The sequence below is a fragment of the Gordonia sp. IEGM753 genome (genome assembly GCF_050321825.1).
Taxonomy (GTDB): Bacteria; Pseudomonadota; Gammaproteobacteria; order Pseudomonadales; family Pseudomonadaceae; genus Aquipseudomonas.
In genome coordinates this window covers 46,708-62,146 of record NZ_JBNQGB010000007.1, presented here as the reverse complement: position 1 = coordinate 62,146, position 15,439 = coordinate 46,708, and the positions used below count along the sequence as shown (strand labels likewise).

Genomic DNA, 15,439 nt, shown 5'->3' with positions numbered 1-15,439 from the left:
CCGTTAAATCATTGAGTACGTGGTTGTTCCGGTAGCAATACCTGGGTGTGTTCCGGCTCAGACGCCTCATCCTCTGTGTCTTGCGCCGTTCGCTTCGGCAACAGCACCTGCTGTGGATAAGTCTGCGCGAAATGCACCCACGGGCAGTTATCCACAAGCTTTTTCAACCGCTGATTGAAGGCACGGCTTACCGCATATTGCCCGCCAGAAACGGTGCGGAACTGCGCCGTCAGTACCACGCCATTCAGGTCCATCTTGTCGACGCCAAACACATCAAGCGGCCCCTGCAGGTTGTACTTGAGGAACGCATCGTCGCGGATCAAATCCCCTGCCTCGCGAATCAGCTCAATTGCTTTGTCGACATCCGTGTCATACGTGAACTGCACCGAGAAAAACGCATACGCAAACTGCCGCGATTGATTGGTCACAGCCTTGATCTGGCCGAACGGCACCGAATGCACAAACCCCTTGCCGTCGCGCAGGCGCAAGGTACGAATGGTCAGGCCTTCGACAGTACCGGCGTGCCCAGAGTCGAGCACCACCCAGTCGCCAATCGACAATGTATCTTCGATGATAATGAACAGGCCGGTGATCACGTCCTGCACCAATTGCTGCGAACCAAAACCGATGGCCAGACCCACCACACCCGCACCGGCCAGCAACGGCGCGACATTGATCCCCAGGTTGGCCATGGTAGTAATCGCACAGATCACCACCAGGATGATTTTGACCGCGTTGCGCAGCAGCGGCAGGATGGTTTTTACCCGCGTGCTCGGTTGACGTGCCGAGCGTTTGTTGACCGGCGGTTTCAACGCTTCCTGAATCGCCGTGTCGAGCACCACCCAAAACAGCCATGTCACCAGGAAGATCAAACCGATACGGCTCAACGAGTCACTGATCGCCCGGCCCACCGAGTTTTGCTCGGCGAACTCAAGCAACGACACGCCCCAGATTCGCCCGAGTATTTCGATAAACGCCACGGCCATCACGATCCGCAGCAAGGCGTGCAGCAAGCTGAGAAAGCGTTCCTTATAGGCACTGCTGCGCTGTAGCGCCTCGGCTTTTCGGGATTTGAACAGGTGCTGGAAAATAGTGCTGAGGAACACTGTGCCGATCAACAGAATGGTGGTGAACAGTGCACAACGCAGCGCTTTCTGGTTGTCCTCGCCGACGCCGATCAGGTTGATCGCCGAGACCAAAACCATCAGCAAGATCGGCCAGTACCATAGCCCGGAGAATATCCGCAGGGACTCTTGCAGCGATGGCTGTTTGAGGCGCTGCGCCAACGACCGGTTGCGAATCAGATGCGCCACCGGTCGACGCAGGCGAATCACCAGCAACCCGAAAATAATCGAGGCGAACAACCCGGTAAACACGGCAACGCTGCTGGTGATATTGCCACCCAGTTGACGAGCGATTTGCGGGCTGGTCAGTGCATCACTGAGGGCCGCGAGGAAGCCGATCAGGAACAGCGGCTTAGGGCAGTAATCGCGGATGATCCGCACCGCGGGTCGTTTGTGACCCGTATTGAACATGACGATGACGCACAGCAGCATTGAGGTCGAAAAGATACCGCTGCTCGTGGCGTAGGCAAAACACAGCGCCAGCGCACGCCCCACGGAAGCGTCCAGAAAATGGCCGACGTAGAGTGTTAATGGCAAGCAAATGATCGCGGGCAACGTGTAGGGCAGCACATAGTTGAGCAAGCCCTGGCTGCGTTGGCGGGTACTCAACCAGCGACTTTGAATCAGACGCTTTGCGAGCAGGCCACCGAGCACTGTCAGCAGCGCGAACACACCCAGCCACACGCCGGACAACAACAGGAAATCGCCGACGACACTCATCGGTGACCGCTGGGAAGGCTGGTTGACCAGTTTGTCGACTTCGTCTGCTGCGCGATCGGCCCGCAAGCGCCAGGCATCTACCAGATTTTCGTTGAGGTCGAGTTTGTCCTGAACATCATCGATGCTGGTGCTGATGGCTCCCAGCAAACCGCCCTGCACTAGCGGCTCAGGTTTGGCCGTGGCCTCGGCTGCGGCGGGAACGCCCGGCAGCGCGGCGGCTTCCAGCTCGCCGCTGCCAAAAATCAGCAACGCCCCCAATAAAATCGCAGTGTTGAACTTGAGCAAACGGGAGCTCCTTGAAAAGGGTCTGTTAGGAACTGATCGAAAAATGGCCAGCAAGTTCGGTTCCTGGCGCTAGATAACGCAGGCAGCCGTCACTTGTGAGAGCGAGTTTGCTCACGAAAGCGTTGGTTCAGGCGCCTGATGCGAGATGTAACGCAGCCATCGCTGCAGGCTCGCTCCCATCGTGTATTTGCGTCTTGCTGCTGATCGTTGACCTGCAAGCAAATATCAAATGCGCACCGCTGTATTTTTCCGCACCCGCCAAACCTCGACACTGCGCTCCATCAATCAACCCACCGGAGTTGCAGCCATGCCCATTGCTCTACTCGCGCTGACACTTAGCGCTTTTGCCATCGGGACGACCGAGTTCGTCATCGTAGGCCTGTTACCCACTATTGGCGCTGACTTGGGTGTCAGCCTTCCGTCTGCCGGCCTGCTGGTCAGCCTTTATGCGTTGGGCGTTGCCATTGGTGCCCCGGTGCTGACCGCCCTCACCGGCAAAGTGCCGCGCAAAATGCTGTTGTTGTCGTTGATGGTGCTGTTCACTCTCGGCAACTTGCTGGCCTGGAAAGCGCCGAGCTACGAATCGCTGATCATTGCGCGGATCGTCACGGGCCTGGCCCACGGCGTGTTTTTCTCGATTGGTTCCACCATCGCCACCAGCCTGGTGCCGAAGGAGAAAGCCGCCAGCGCCATTGCCATCATGTTCACCGGCCTCACGGTAGCGCTGGTTACCGGTGTGCCGTTGGGCACATTCATCGGTCAGCATTTCGGCTGGCGTGAAACCTTTCTTGCCGTCTCGGCGCTGGGGGTCATCGCGTTCATCGGCAGCCTGATCTACGTGCCGAAAAATATTGCGCACAGCAAACCGGCGTCGTTGTTGCAACAACTGCAAGTGCTCAAACAACCGCGGCTGTTACTGGTGTATGCCATGACCGCAATCGGCTACGGCGGCTCGTTCATCGCTTTCACTTTTTTGGCCCCGATACTTCAAGAGATTTCAGGCTTCAGCGCCGGCACTGTCAGCCTGGTGTTGCTGATTTACGGTATTTCAGTGGCCGTCGGTAATATCTGGGGCGGCAAACTGGCCGATCAGCGTGGCCCGGTCAACGCCCTGAAAATTATCTTCGCCCTGCTCGCGGCCGTGCTCTTTGTGTTGACCTTCACCGCCGGCAATCCGTGGTTGGCGCTGGCAACGGTGCTGGTGTGGGGCGCGGTAGCGTTCGGTAATGTACCGGGCCTGCAGGTTTACGTAGTGCGTCAGGCAGAACATCACACCCCGCATGCGGTGGACGTGGCGTCAGGACTGAACATTGCGGCATTCAACCTGGGCATTGCCGGTGGTGCTTGGGGTGGCGGCCTGATCGTTGCGCACATGGGCCTGATTCATACCGCATGGATAGGTGGCCTGGTGGTACTGGTGGCATTGGCCCTGACTGCCTGGAGCGGGCGTCTTGACCGATTGGGCCCGACGTACGCCGAGCCCTCGCCTCGTGCCGTCACTGGCCATTAACCCAGATCTCTACCATCGGTAGGCCCGTCGAAACTTTCTCGTGTGCGCGGCAGTCATCAAAAGACTGGCGCGGTAAGGGGATCTTTCGACGGGAGGCGACATGGCGGCGATTCACATTGGTATTTCAGGTTGGCGCTACACACCTTGGCGGGGGGATTTCTACCCGAAGGGTTTGACCCAGAAACGCGAATTGCAATTCGCATCGCGGGCCGTCAACAGCATCGAAATCAATGGATCGTTTTACGCCTTGCAACGGCCTGAGCGTTACGCCCAGTGGTATGCCGAAACGCCGGCCGATTTCGTTTTCAGCGTCAAGGCCCCACGCTTCATTACACATATCCGTCGATTGCGTGACATTCATAAACCGCTGGCAAATTTCTTTGCCTCCGGTGTGCTGGAGCTCAAGGAAAAACTCGGCGCAATCCTTTGGCAGTTCCCGCCCAATTTCAAATTCGATGCCGAATTGTTCGAAAGTTTTCTTGAACAATTGCCTCAAGACACCCAACAGGCTGCGGCGCTCGCCCGTCAACACGAAGCTCGATTGAACGGCCGCGCCAGCATGAAGGCGTACAAAAAAAGGCATTTGCGCCACGCCGTGGAAATCCGCAACGAGAGCTTTGTCGACGTAGCCTTCATCCGCTTGCTAAAGCGCTATAACGTGGCGTTGGTGATCGCTGACACGGCAGGCAAATGGCCGTACCGCGAGGACCTCACCAGTGATTTTGTGTACCTGCGCCTGCACGGTGCCGAAGAACTCTACGCCAGCGGCTACACCCCCGAGGCACTGGATCGCTGGGGTGAGCGGATTGATGCCTGGAATCATGGTCAGCAACCGTCCGATCCGCATCTGATTGCGCCTCGGCAAAAGCCGCAAGCGCGTAAATCCCGCGAGGTATTTTGTTACTTCGATAACGACATAAAAGTGCGAGCGCCTTTTGATGCGCGCCGTTTACTGGAACATTTTCATCTCGATAAAGACTTGGCCACGACACCGGGTAAACCTGCTGCTGAAGGCGTGCTGCCATGAACACGCCAGAGCTTGCCGACAACGCTATTGATTCGACGCAAAGCGCCACCAGCGTTCGCCGTTTCACTGTACTGACGGTGAATACGCACAAGGGTTTTACCGCACTCAATCGGCGCTTCATCCTGCCGGAGCTGCGTGAAGCGGTGCGCAGCGTTTCTGCAGATGTGGTGTTCCTGCAGGAAGTGCACGGCACGCACGAACATCATCCCCAGCGCTACAGCAACTGGCCGACGGTGCCGCAGTACGAATTTCTGGCCGACTCCCTGTGGCCGCAGTTCGCCTACGGGCGCAACGCGGTGTACCCGGAAGGCGATCACGGCAACGCGCTGCTGTCGAAATTCCAGATCATCCGTCATGACAATCTCGACGTTTCGATCAGCGGCCATGAAAACCGCGGCATTCTGCATTGCGTGTTGCGCATGCCCGGCGAGAGCAAGGAAGTGCACGCGATTTGCGTGCACCTGGGCCTGCGTGAGCACCACCGCACCGAACAACTGCAGCTACTCGCCAAACGCCTGGAACAACTGCCGGCCGATGCGCCCGTGATTGTTGCGGGTGATTTCAACGACTGGCGCCAGCGCGCCGACGCCTTACTTGAACCCTGCGGTTTGCGCGAAGTTTTTGCCGAGCAAAACGGCAAACCTGCGCGCAGTTTCCCGGCCCGGCTACCGGCATTACGCCTGGACCGCATCTACGTGCGCAACCTCAAGGCCAGCCGCGCGCAAGTGTTGGCGGCACGTCCCTGGTCACACCTTTCCGACCACGCACCGCTGTCGGTGGAGATCGAACTATGAGCCCCCCGTCGCTGGAGCAAACCACTGTGGAACACATTTCTGCGCCCCCTATCGGCGAGCCAGCAGCGGTCGATGTCGAGTACGGCTGGCAGGGAAATAATCGGGTCGTACTGCTGGAAAATGGCGAAGCGTACTTCCCTCGTGTGTTTGAAGTGTTGCGTCAGGCACAGACTGAAATCCTGCTGGAGACCTTTATTCTGTTCGAGGATAAGGTCGGCAATGAACTGCAACAGATCCTGATCGAGGCGGCTCAGCGTGGCGTACGCACCACCGTCAGCCTCGACGGTTTTGGTTGCGGCGAACTGAGCACGGGTTTCCTTGCCGCGCTGAATGACGCCGGTGTGCACATTCAAATGTTTGATCCCGCGCCCAAACACTTGGGTTTTCGCACTAATTGGTTTCGGCGCCTGCACCGCAAGATCGTGGTGGTCGATGGCACGATTGCGTTCATCGGCGGGATCAACTTTTCAGCCGACCATTTGGGTGATTTCGGCCCCGAAGCAAAGCAGGATTATGCCGTCGAAATACAAGGCCCGGCGGTGTCTGATATCCACCACTTCGCGCTGCTGCAAAGCGGTCGTCCTGCCCGTGCCAAATACTGGTGGCAGCGTCGCCGGCAGCGGCGTTCGGAAATGGCGTTCAGTGACCATGATGGCCAGGTACGGCTGGTATTTCGCGACAATGGCGAGCATCGAACCGATATCGAAGAGGTTTATCGCCAAGTATTGCGCAGTGCCCAGCGGCGTGTGGTGATTGCCAACGCCTACTTCTTCCCGGGGTATCGCCTGTTGCGTGAGATCCGCAATGCGGCACGCCGTGGCGTGGATGTTCGGCTGATTTTGCAAGGTCAGCCAGACATGCTGGTGGCGAAACTGGCGGCACGAATGACTTACGACTATCTGCTGAAATCAGGCGTGCAGATTCACGAATACTGCGAGCGGCCCCTGCACGGCAAGGTCGCACTGGTGGACGAAGACTGGAGCACCGTCGGCTCGAGCAACCTCGACCCGTTGAGCCTGTCGATGAACCTTGAAGCCAACGTGTTGATCCGTGATCGCGCCTTCAATCGGGAGCTGTTTGAGCGCCTCGAAACGTTGAGCAATAACCATTGCAAAGCGATGTCTGCGGACAACGCGCCGCGAGGGCGAGTCTGGCACATGACCATCGGCTTTCTGGTGTTTCACTTCCTGCGCCACTTCCCGGCCTGGGCTGGTTGGCTGCCGGCGCACAAACCCCGACTGCAACGTTTTACCCATCCTCGCCGGAGTGACACGCCATGAGCCACTCTGAAGCGCAGCCCGCATCGCACACCGACAGCGCTACAAAATCGCGCTGGAGTCGTTGGAAAAAGCCGCTGACGGCGTTGTTTTTCCTGGCGCTGATTGTGTTGTTCACCCTGCTTGCCCGGCGTATCGAATGGAACGAAGTGTTCGACACGCTGGCCGATTTCAAAGTCCGCACGCTGCTGATCGCTTCCGGCCTGACGCTGGTCAGCTTCCTGGTGTATGCGTGCTTCGACCTGATCGGCAGAACGTACATTCGCCAAGACCTGACATGGAAGCAGATCCTGCCGGTGGGGATCATCAGCTACGCCTTTAATCTGAACTTGAGCGCGTGGGTCGGCGGCATCGCCATGCGTTATCGGCTTTACTCGCGACTCGGCGTCAGCAAGGGCAATATCGCCAAAATCCTCGGCCTCAGCCTGGCGACAAACTGGTTTGGCTACATGGTGATTGCCGGCGCGGTATTCAGCAGCGGACTGGTGAGCATGCCACCAGGATGGAAACTGAGCAGCACGGCGTTGCAAGGTGTAGGGATTTTATTGCTGCTGGTGAGTGCTGGTTATCTGGCTGCGTGCCAGTTTTCCAAACGCCGCGAGTGGTCGATTCGGGGCGTGGAAATCAACCTGCCTTCATTGCGCATGGCGCTGCTGCAATTAGCGCTAGGCGCGTTGAACTGGTCGTTGATGGCCGCTGTGATTTTTACCCTGCTGCCGAGCAAACTGGATTACCCGCTGGTGCTGGGCGTTTTGCTGATCAGCGCAATTGCCGGGGTCATTACCCACATACCGGCAGGTCTTGGGGTACTGGAAGCGGTGTTTGTAGCGTTGCTGCAGCACGAGGCCTCACGCGGGAGTCTGGTCGCGGGATTACTGGCGTACAGGGCGATCTATTTCATTTTGCCGCTGTTGATTACGTTGGTGATGTACCTGGTCGTGGAGGCCAAGGCCAAGTCGCTGCGCATTGAAAAGAAGCCTTCATGAGGCTTGGGTGAGTCAGGTTTAACTCGACTGAATAATGCTCAGGCGCTCACCCACGACCATCTCGGTAATCCAGTCCACCAGAATCGAGGTATACGCCTGTTGCGAAACCGGCTCGCTAAGCGCGTGATCTGCACCGTCGATAATCCTGTGGGTCAGTGAATGCGTCTGCTGGCATGCGGCGCGGTAACTCATGATGGTTGCGTGCGGCACGTAGGCATCGGTCTCTGACTCCACCAGCAATACATCTCCGGTGAACTGCGAACAAGCATGCAAGGCGCGATTGCTGTCAGCCCGAATAAGGGTGCTGCGGTAATCGCGCAAATCAGCCTTGTCCAGATCCCGTTTGGGCGTATGCCACTGCTCATCGCGATACAGCGCCGGCACCCGCAGCGCTAACCAGCGTACCGGACGCAGCGAGGTCAAAATCGACGCCAGGTAACCACCGTAACTGGTGCCCACCACCGCAATCGCGGAGGTATCGAGCGCAGGATGCGCGAGCAATCGGTCGTACGCCGCCAACAGGTCACGCAGGTTGTCTTCACGCGTAACGCGCGACAGCGAGATCCCGGTGCCACCGGTGTGGCCGCGTAAATCGAACGTCAGGCACACGCAGCCCAAACCGGCAATCCCTTTGGCGCGTTCCAGGTCACGCTCCTGGCTACCGCCCCAGCCGTGCACAAAAAGCACCCCGGGAACTTTCGATTTCGGACTGAGAAAAGTCCCAAGCATCTGTTCATCGTCGATGTCGATCTGAATGGTTTCGCTTCTAGCCGTCATAAGATTTGACCGTCACGTACTTAAGAAGAAAATCGCTGTCTTGAGCCGGGCCTCGGTAGACCTCGATGGCATCCGCGGGCAGCGGTTGATCGATGTAGGTTTCGACGGAAGACACGCGAATCGCGCGCATTCCCGGATCGTTGATAAAGCTTTGCAGGGCCGCCACTTCGGCGCTGCTCGCACCGCCCATGCGCCACGATTGCTCCAACACACCGCTGCACTGCTGGCCCTTGCTGTCCAGGCCCTGCGCGATGTCATAGTTGCGTCGTGAGGCGTAGAAACCGGGATAGGCTTCGTCTGCGGCGCGGTCAAACACCTGCGCCTGGCGGATCGCCATTCGCACATCGTCTGCAAGATCCAGTTTCAGCAAGTCGTCGTAATCGCCTTGCACGACCAACAAATTGGAACCTCCATAAACCTGCTCGCCATGGGCATCATCGGTCAAGTATTGATCGCCGCAATAGCTGAGCACGGTATCGCCGATGAAACTCTGGCCAACGCTGTGGGTGATCACTTGGTCCAGGTCTTGCTCCAGCACGACACCTTCATTGAACAGGGTTTCTGCTTCGGGCCTGCCAAGAAACGCATCGAACTGCTCAAGACTGTTGATCACTTCCTGCCCGCGCCCGGCACACGCATGAATCGGTTTGATACGCATAGGCCCGGTGTAAAGCATGTGCTCTGCCGCAGGGCGCGCATCCGCCAGCGAGAACACGCTAAGGCCGTCCAGCACCACGCTGCGCACGCGCTCGGAAAACAACGGTGACCACCCTTCAGGCGCGTGGGCATTTTTGTTGAGCAAGCCATGGCTGATGGCTTTGGTGCACATAAAGTCGTGATCGACGTAACCGCCCCACAAATCCTGTGGCCCCGCTACTCCAAGCTTACGCGCCGCAGCAGCACCGATCAGCGTCTGCGTCGGCACCAGATACAGCGCTTTGCCGTGGTGCCGTTCAACGTCGTAGCTGCCACCGTATCGGTAGCCCAGAATCTGCGCCAGCCAGCGGGATAACGCCCTGTTGGTTTCGATTTCGTGCAGCGGCGCATCAGCCCGTACCGAATGCGACACCAGCACTTTTTTGCGATTTTTCGGGGTCATGCGTCCCCCTCAATCTGCGTTTCATGAATGTAGAAAACAGGCTGCAGAGTTCAGGCCAATCGCTATTAGAAGAAAACGATTTTCAAATCAGTCGCTTGCAAGGCCAGTGATGGCATCACGCCTGTTTTATTCTGCACGAAGACGCTTTCGGTTCCGGCATTTTGCACGAAAGTGCCTTCAGGCCTGATTGGTCCCCAGCCCAAACCGATGGCGATAATCACTCGGCGCCAACCCGGTTATTTTCTTGAACGTCGTCCGGAAAGCGCTGGGGTCTTGGTAACCAACGGTCCAGGCAATGTGGTCAATGGTGCCGTTGGTGAACTCCAGCATTTCCCGCGCCTTGCCGACTCTAAGGTGTTGGCAATATTCGGTAGGTTTCAGGCCGGTTGCAGCGCGAAACCTGCGCAAGAACGTACGTTCTTCAAGCCCCGCTCGTTGGGCCATTGCCGCCAGCGACACCTGCGTCGCCCCAGTACGTTGCAGCCAATGCTGGACCTTGAGAATCGAGGCATCGCCATGCACCAGGATCGGTGAAAAGTTACTGCCGCATTCACTCGCGCTGTCACTGTGCTCAACCACTAGAAACCGTGCCGTTGCGGTGGCGATGCTTGGCCCGAGCAGACGATCTACCAGTCGTAATCCCAACTCGGACCACGCCATTAATCCCGCAGTGGTAATCAGGTCACCGTCGTCAACAATCGGGGTGTCGGCCTGAAGCTTGATCGCCGGATAGCGTTCAGCAAACGCTTTGGCCGATGTCCAGTGGGTTGTCGCACTACGACCGTCCAGCAAGCCGCTTTCGGCCAGCAGAATCGAGCCCACGCAAACACCGCCCAACGTCGCGCCTTGCGCATGCTGCTGACGCATCCAGGACACCAGCGCTTTAGTCGCCAGGCCTTCGGAAAAACCGGCGATGGACGGCGGTATCAACAGCGCAACCAATGCGCCATCTGCTGCAGGTTGGCTGTCGAAAACCCGCACGGGCGGCTGATCAGCGGTGACCTGCCAATGGCTGATCCGCAGCAACGGCAATCGCTCGGCCTGATGCTCGCCGGCAATTCTGTTGGCAACGCCAAACAAGTCAGTCAATCCGTGAACCGCCGCCATCTGCGCGCCGGGATAAATCAGCACACCCAGCTCAGCAATTGGCCTATCTGCGTACATTGTCAGTTTTGCCCCTTCTATTGTCGGTGCGGCCAATCCTCGGATTGCCCGCTAAACCCAATACTCTATTCCACACCAACAAACACCACAGGGAAACCCTCATGGCCAAGCGAGCACTCATCGTCGTAGACATCCAGAACGACTACTTTCCTCAAGGCAAATGGCCGCTGGCGGGCGTCGAAGCCGCCGCCGACAACGCAGCACGGTTGATCAAGGCCTTTCGTGACGCGGGCGATTCAGTGGTGCACATCCGCCACGAATTCGCTTCCGACGATGCACCCTTCTTCGCGCCGGGCACCGACGGCGCACAGCTGCATGCCAAAGTACTCAACCGCCCTGACGAGCCCGTCGTGCTGAAGCACTTCGTCAACGCATTCCGCGAAACGAACCTGCAATCAATACTCGAAGAGCAAGGCATCAAGGAACTGGTGGTGGTCGGTAGCATGAGCCACATGTGTATCGATGGCGTTACCCGTGCAGCTGCAGACATGGGCTACAGCGTCACCGTGATCCACGACGCTTGCGCCACTCGAGATCTGGAGTTTAACGGTGTGACTGTTCCGGCAGCACAGGCTCACGCTGCGTTCATGTCGGCTCTGGGTTTTGCATATGCCAGTGTGGTGTCGGCAGACGAGTTCCTGGCGGCCACTCACTAGGACTTTTTGTCGAACCGCACCGTTCAACGTCACAAAATCCAAAAGGCCAGTAGCGTTCTACGTGACTGGCCTTGTTGTGCCTGGCAAATATATTTCCCGTCACAAAATCTCACGCGTGAGCTATTGAGAGCCGCAAAAATTGCCTGTAGGGTTTCTCACGCGTGAGTTTTTCACAAATGAGGCCAGCCCATGAAAAGCAGCTCTCCACCAGCCCCGACTTCCGGGTCTGCCACCGATTCCGCGAGCCGTACGGGAGAGCGCTCGAAACCCTCCGCAAAAAAACCGTCGAGCTTCTACATGAAGCAGATGCGCGCGGGCTTGGGCGCCGCCGGTTATGTAAAACACGAGGCTTGGGTGCTTCCCGAAAACCGAAGCCTGCTCAAGCAGATGGAGAAACAGCTTCGCCAACCGATTCTGGCTGGCTCATTCATGTCGGAGAATTACATGAGCGCAGGTACTAACTGGAACATCGATCGCCTCTTCAGCGCCCTTCAGTCCTTGGACGAAGTGGTCTCGAACGATATTACCCTCACCCTGGTTCAAGGCTCCGAGTCCAGCATCAAGCTTGAAATGAACGACTTCGGTGGCTTGCCGATTTACATCGCGGTGGTGGGCGATCAGATCATCGTTGACACCGTTCTGGTCGACGTCGAATCAATCAAGGACGTGCCGGCCTTCAATGACGCCGTGCTGCGCAGCCGGGAAATGTTCCCGCTGTCATCCATCGGTATCGAGTCCATGCCAAACGGACAGGTGGTTTACAACATGTTCGGCGCGCTAAGCGCCGACTCGAGCCTGACCAACGTCATGACTGAAGTGAAAACGCTCGTCGATAACGTTCAGCGCGCCAGCGAAGCCTTCGAAAGTTTTTTCAATTAATTAAAGGAATAGGGAATATCCAATGACTCAGTCCATCTGGAGCAAATTGTTCACCGCGCTGCGCGGCGGTGCCAACGAGGTCGGGGAATCAATCGTTGACCAGCAAGCCCTGCGCATCCTTGACCAAGAGATTCGCGACGCTGACAGCGCACTGGCCAACGCCAAGCGTGAACTCGTCACTATCATGGCCAAACACAAACTTTCGGTTGTTCGCGTCAGTGAGTACAACGCCAAGATCCAGGACCTGGAATCCAAGGCGCTGGCGGCTATCCAGGCCAACCGTGAAGACCTGGCTCTGGAAGTTGCCGAGGCCATTTCGACCCTGACCAACGAACTGGACGTGGAGCAAAAACAGGCCACCGAATTCGGCGGTTATGCGGAAAACATGCGCAAGGACATTGTCAAAGCCGAAAACCGCATCAAAAGCCTGCGTCAGCAAGTGGACATGGCCAAGGCGCGCGAAAGCGTTCAAAAAGCCCAGGTCAGCGCTTCAATCGCCAGTGGCGGCGCCAACGGCAAGCTGGAAACTGCGGTCGGCACATTGAACCGTTTGCAGGCAAAGCAGCAGCAACGTGCCGCTGAACTGGAAGCCCAAGACCAATTGGCCGATGCATCGTCCGGTACCGACCTGGAGCGCAAGTTGCGCGAAGCCGGCATCACTCCGGATGCAGGCAGCGCCAACGCGATTCTCGATCGCCTGAAGAAGAAATCGGCTGAGTAATTGCCTGGCGCTCCCACAGGGATTGTGGGGGCGCCTTCAGTTAATTCGTTGCCACACTTTGTTGTCGAGTCGAGGTCAAGGATGGGTGCCCTGAAGGGTTTCAAGATAATCGCAGGGCTGGCCATCTTCATGATTGTGCTGCAAGTGCTCAACGCAGTTTTCGGCTACAGCCTGCTTGCATTCGGCCTGGTCCCGAGAACGCTTCACGGGCTACCCGGCATCCTTGCCTCGCCGTTCCTGCATGCCTCTTTTGCGCACCTGAGCGCCAACCTGATCCCTTTCTTGATTCTGGGTACCTTGGTTATTGTCGAAGGGCTCAACCGGTTTTTGGCCGTCAGCGCAATGATCATTCTTTTTGGCGGTTCTCTGGTCTGGCTGTTCGGTTTTTCCGGATCGCATATCGGTGCCAGCGGTTGGGTTTTCGGGCTGTGGGCGTACCTCCTGTCCCGGGCCTGGTTCCAGAGAAGCTGGGGCAACCTGATAACAGCCAGCGTCGTGGCTCTGCTCTATGGCGGTCTGATCTTCGGCTTCCTGCCACGCCAGGGAGTTTCCTTCGAGGGACACATCTTTGGTGCCTTCGCCGGGTTTATCGCAGCAAAAGCACTTTTAACTACGTCGCGCAGTAGGTCTAATGCTGCCGGCTAACCGCACTTCAGCGTTCGGACGCCGAGGCGATTTCGTCGCCGGGAACGAGTACCCACACAATCAGGGACGAAATGTCGATTTTCCTTTTGCTGCGCATGTATGCCTCGTCCCTCTTCCACAGGTTTGGCTGGGCAGGCTTGGTCATTGCCTTGGGCGCTCACCTGGCCACGGCCTATCTGGGCCTGGTGCTGATGGGCGAACAACACCTCACCTCCCTCGCCACGTTTATCTACTTCTACCTCACGACCACGCTCACGGTGGGCTATGGCGATCTCGCGCCACAAAGTTCTGCCGGCCGCATTTTCGTGGCCACCTGGGTCATGCTCGGGGGCATTGCGCTGCTGACGGCAGCCATAGGAAAAACTACCAGCAGTGTCATCGACGCTTGGAGAAAAGGCATGAAAGGCAAAGGTGATTTCACTGGCAAGGTCGGTCATACAGTCCTTATCGGCTGGGAAGGCGCGTCCAGCGAGCGGGTGATTGAATTGTTGCTTCAGGACGAAACCTCCAGCGACAACCTGATCGTTATTTGCGATTGCACACTCGAAGAAAACCCTATGCCGGGCAAGGCTACGTTTATCAAGGGCGAAAGCCTGTCCTCGGCGGCGTTGTTGATGCGCGCTGGCGTACCGGGCGCCGAGCGCGTTCTGGTGCGAACCCATTCAGACGACCTGACCCTGGCCACTGTGCTGGCGGTCAATCAGTTGAACCCGATCGGGCATGTGGTCGCGCACTTCAATGACAGTGAAATCGCCGCGCTCGCCGGCGCCTACGCGCCGAGCCTGGAATGCACCTCAAGCATGGCCATCGAGATGCTGGTGCGTGCATCCCAAGACCCGGGGTCGTCCGTGGTCATCAATGAACTGCTGTGCGTTGGCCAGGGCGCAACTCAATACCTGATGAAACTTCCGCAGGACTTTGAGGCAACGTTTGGTGATCTGTACACACAGATGAAAGAACGCCACAACGCCACTCTGATCGGCTATCGCGCCAAAGGCGCCCAACATCCCTCGATCAACCCGCCCGGCATCACGCGCATTGAGGGCGGCGAACTTTTCTACATCGCCTCCAATCGCCTCAAGGAAATCGCCAATGGGATGGTTTAAAGAGTTGCTGGGGCTTGAGGCCCCGAGCGTCAAGACAGAATCAAAATGGACAGCCAACAAAACCCGGCCGTCAGCCACCGGCCCATTGGGTCTGTCCTTGGGCAAGGGCGTGATGTTCGACGCCTCGCTGAAATTGTTGCTCGATGAAAAAACCAGCGTAACGATTCCCGACTCCCAGCAGATCTGGAGCAACGGCACCATTGACCTCGGACAGTCGACTTGGCTGTCTCGCTATTACATGAACGACGAAGATTACTGGCTCCAAGTGCACACCACCGGCGACATCGCTGGCCAGGTCGAATCGGTGATCCTGTTCAATTACCTCAGTTACATCACTATCAGCAGCGAAGCGGAATTGCGTCGGCTGGCAGGTCCGCAAAGCCTCATCGGGCTGCCGACCTATACCCACAACGGCATCGAATACACGCGCGAATGGGGCACCGAGAATGGCCAGACAGAGTTGGTGGTGCTGAACGAACAACTGGAAAACCCGGATGAGTCCTACAGCATCGAGCACCGTTCGATGTTGTACTCGCGCGCAACCGGCCTGACCAATCGCCAGGAATTCCTGTTGTTTTCGGTTGAGGAAGACGCCGAAGGCACCATCAGCTTGAGCACCTCACTGGGCGTTTCGCTGTACACCACCGATTTGAACATTTTCTAAAAAAG

The 15,439-nt window shown here is 57.5% G+C and carries 15 protein-coding genes; 11 read left to right on the top strand and 4 right to left on the bottom strand.

Annotated features, from left to right (window positions below; translation table 11 throughout):
* Positions 1–8 precede the first annotated feature (8 nt).
* Entirely contained in the window at positions 9–2,129 is a 2,121-nt protein-coding gene (locus tag ACQR3R_RS25930) for a mechanosensitive ion channel domain-containing protein (protein WP_428276743.1), read from the bottom strand.
* A gap of 229 nt (positions 2,130–2,358) precedes the next feature.
* Here ACQR3R_RS25930 and ACQR3R_RS25925 point away from each other — a divergent pair, with 229 nt between their 5' ends.
* The 5 genes from ACQR3R_RS25925 (at position 2,359) to ACQR3R_RS25905 (ending at position 7,723) form a co-directional block, all read left to right on the top strand.
* Positions 2,359–3,639, top strand: a complete 1,281-nt coding sequence (locus ACQR3R_RS25925; RefSeq protein ID WP_428276741.1) for an MFS transporter — start codon at positions 2,359–2,361, stop codon at positions 3,637–3,639.
* Positions 3,640–3,739: 100 nt separating this feature from the next.
* Positions 3,740–4,666 carry a DUF72 domain-containing protein gene (locus tag ACQR3R_RS25920; RefSeq protein ID WP_428276739.1) on the top strand — a complete coding sequence of 309 codons (927 nt, stop codon included), beginning with the start codon at positions 3,740–3,742 and terminating at the stop codon, positions 4,664–4,666.
* A complete protein-coding gene (locus ACQR3R_RS25915; protein WP_428276737.1) occupies positions 4,663–5,460 on the top strand; it encodes an endonuclease/exonuclease/phosphatase family protein in 798 nt (265 codons plus the stop codon). Before ACQR3R_RS25920 ends, ACQR3R_RS25915 begins: the two co-directional genes overlap by 4 nt.
* Positions 5,457–6,740, top strand: a complete 1,284-nt coding sequence (gene clsB, locus ACQR3R_RS25910) for a cardiolipin synthase ClsB (RefSeq protein ID WP_428276735.1) — start codon at positions 5,457–5,459, stop codon at positions 6,738–6,740. Before ACQR3R_RS25915 ends, clsB begins: the two co-directional genes overlap by 4 nt.
* A complete protein-coding gene (locus tag ACQR3R_RS25905; protein WP_428276733.1) occupies positions 6,737–7,723 on the top strand; it encodes a lysylphosphatidylglycerol synthase domain-containing protein in 987 nt (328 codons plus the stop codon). Before clsB ends, ACQR3R_RS25905 begins: the two co-directional genes overlap by 4 nt.
* Positions 7,724–7,741: 18 nt before the next feature.
* On the opposite strand, the gene ACQR3R_RS25900 is transcribed toward ACQR3R_RS25905, so the two are convergent.
* The 3 genes from ACQR3R_RS25900 to ACQR3R_RS25890 all read right to left on the bottom strand — a co-directional run bounded on the left by ACQR3R_RS25900 (position 7,742) and on the right by ACQR3R_RS25890 (position 10,763).
* The gene (locus tag ACQR3R_RS25900) at positions 7,742–8,500 is read right to left on the bottom strand and encodes an alpha/beta fold hydrolase (protein WP_428276731.1); all 759 of its coding nucleotides are present in this window, start codon (positions 8,498–8,500) and stop codon (positions 7,742–7,744) included.
* On the bottom strand, positions 8,490–9,599 hold the full coding sequence (locus ACQR3R_RS25895) for a DUF3182 family protein (protein WP_428276729.1): 1,110 nt from the start codon (positions 9,597–9,599) through the stop codon (positions 8,490–8,492). The genes ACQR3R_RS25900 and ACQR3R_RS25895 overlap by 11 nt, the downstream gene beginning before the upstream one ends.
* 177 nt (positions 9,600–9,776) lie before the next feature.
* Positions 9,777–10,763 carry a helix-turn-helix domain-containing protein gene (locus tag ACQR3R_RS25890; protein ID WP_428276727.1) on the bottom strand — a complete coding sequence of 329 codons (987 nt, stop codon included), beginning with the start codon at positions 10,761–10,763 and terminating at the stop codon, positions 9,777–9,779.
* A gap of 101 nt (positions 10,764–10,864) precedes the next feature.
* Between ACQR3R_RS25890 and ACQR3R_RS25885 the strand changes: the two genes are divergently transcribed.
* From ACQR3R_RS25885 to ACQR3R_RS25860, 6 genes are all read left to right on the top strand, one after another.
* Positions 10,865–11,419 (top strand): isochorismatase family protein, encoded by a 555-nt coding sequence (locus ACQR3R_RS25885; protein WP_428276725.1) that lies wholly within the window; start codon positions 10,865–10,867, stop codon positions 11,417–11,419.
* 297 nt (positions 11,420–11,716) lie between these two features.
* Positions 11,717–12,298, top strand: a complete 582-nt coding sequence (locus tag ACQR3R_RS25880) for a DUF2170 family protein (RefSeq protein ID WP_428276723.1) — start codon at positions 11,717–11,719, stop codon at positions 12,296–12,298.
* Between the two features lie 22 nt (positions 12,299–12,320).
* The gene (locus tag ACQR3R_RS25875) at positions 12,321–13,019 is read left to right on the top strand and encodes a PspA/IM30 family protein (protein ID WP_428276721.1); all 699 of its coding nucleotides are present in this window, start codon (positions 12,321–12,323) and stop codon (positions 13,017–13,019) included.
* An 81-nt stretch (positions 13,020–13,100) separates the two neighbouring features.
* Positions 13,101–13,664 carry a rhomboid family intramembrane serine protease gene (locus ACQR3R_RS25870; protein WP_428276719.1) on the top strand — a complete coding sequence of 188 codons (564 nt, stop codon included), beginning with the start codon at positions 13,101–13,103 and terminating at the stop codon, positions 13,662–13,664.
* Between the two features lie 71 nt (positions 13,665–13,735).
* The gene (locus ACQR3R_RS25865) at positions 13,736–14,770 is read left to right on the top strand and encodes an ion channel (protein ID WP_428276717.1); all 1,035 of its coding nucleotides are present in this window, start codon (positions 13,736–13,738) and stop codon (positions 14,768–14,770) included.
* Positions 14,757–15,434 carry a DUF2491 family protein gene (locus ACQR3R_RS25860; RefSeq protein ID WP_428276715.1) on the top strand — a complete coding sequence of 226 codons (678 nt, stop codon included), beginning with the start codon at positions 14,757–14,759 and terminating at the stop codon, positions 15,432–15,434. Before ACQR3R_RS25865 ends, ACQR3R_RS25860 begins: the two co-directional genes overlap by 14 nt.
* Positions 15,435–15,439 lie beyond the last annotated feature (5 nt).

Excerpts from the sequence above, each read along its gene's own strand:
- ACQR3R_RS25925 (WP_428276741.1), top strand. The coding sequence starts at position 2,359 with ATGCGCACCGCTGTATTTTTCCGCACCCGCCAAACCTCGACACTGCGC.
- ACQR3R_RS25920 (WP_428276739.1), top strand. The coding sequence starts at position 3,740 with ATGGCGGCGATTCACATTGGTATTTCAGGTTGGCGCTACACACCTTGG.
- ACQR3R_RS25915 (WP_428276737.1), top strand. The coding sequence starts at position 4,663 with ATGAACACGCCAGAGCTTGCCGACAACGCTATTGATTCGACGCAAAGC.
- clsB (WP_428276735.1), top strand. The coding sequence starts at position 5,457 with ATGAGCCCCCCGTCGCTGGAGCAAACCACTGTGGAACACATTTCTGCG.
- ACQR3R_RS25905 (WP_428276733.1), top strand. The coding sequence starts at position 6,737 with ATGAGCCACTCTGAAGCGCAGCCCGCATCGCACACCGACAGCGCTACA.
- ACQR3R_RS25900 (WP_428276731.1), bottom strand. The coding sequence starts at position 8,500 with ATGACGGCTAGAAGCGAAACCATTCAGATCGACATCGACGATGAACAG.
- ACQR3R_RS25895 (WP_428276729.1), bottom strand. The coding sequence starts at position 9,599 with ATGACCCCGAAAAATCGCAAAAAAGTGCTGGTGTCGCATTCGGTACGG.
- ACQR3R_RS25890 (WP_428276727.1), bottom strand. The coding sequence starts at position 10,763 with ATGTACGCAGATAGGCCAATTGCTGAGCTGGGTGTGCTGATTTATCCC.
- ACQR3R_RS25885 (WP_428276725.1), top strand. The coding sequence starts at position 10,865 with ATGGCCAAGCGAGCACTCATCGTCGTAGACATCCAGAACGACTACTTT.
- ACQR3R_RS25880 (WP_428276723.1), top strand. The coding sequence starts at position 11,717 with ATGAAGCAGATGCGCGCGGGCTTGGGCGCCGCCGGTTATGTAAAACAC.
- ACQR3R_RS25875 (WP_428276721.1), top strand. The coding sequence starts at position 12,321 with ATGACTCAGTCCATCTGGAGCAAATTGTTCACCGCGCTGCGCGGCGGT.
- ACQR3R_RS25870 (WP_428276719.1), top strand. The coding sequence starts at position 13,101 with ATGGGTGCCCTGAAGGGTTTCAAGATAATCGCAGGGCTGGCCATCTTC.
- ACQR3R_RS25865 (WP_428276717.1), top strand. The coding sequence starts at position 13,736 with ATGTCGATTTTCCTTTTGCTGCGCATGTATGCCTCGTCCCTCTTCCAC.
- ACQR3R_RS25860 (WP_428276715.1), top strand. The coding sequence starts at position 14,757 with ATGGGATGGTTTAAAGAGTTGCTGGGGCTTGAGGCCCCGAGCGTCAAG.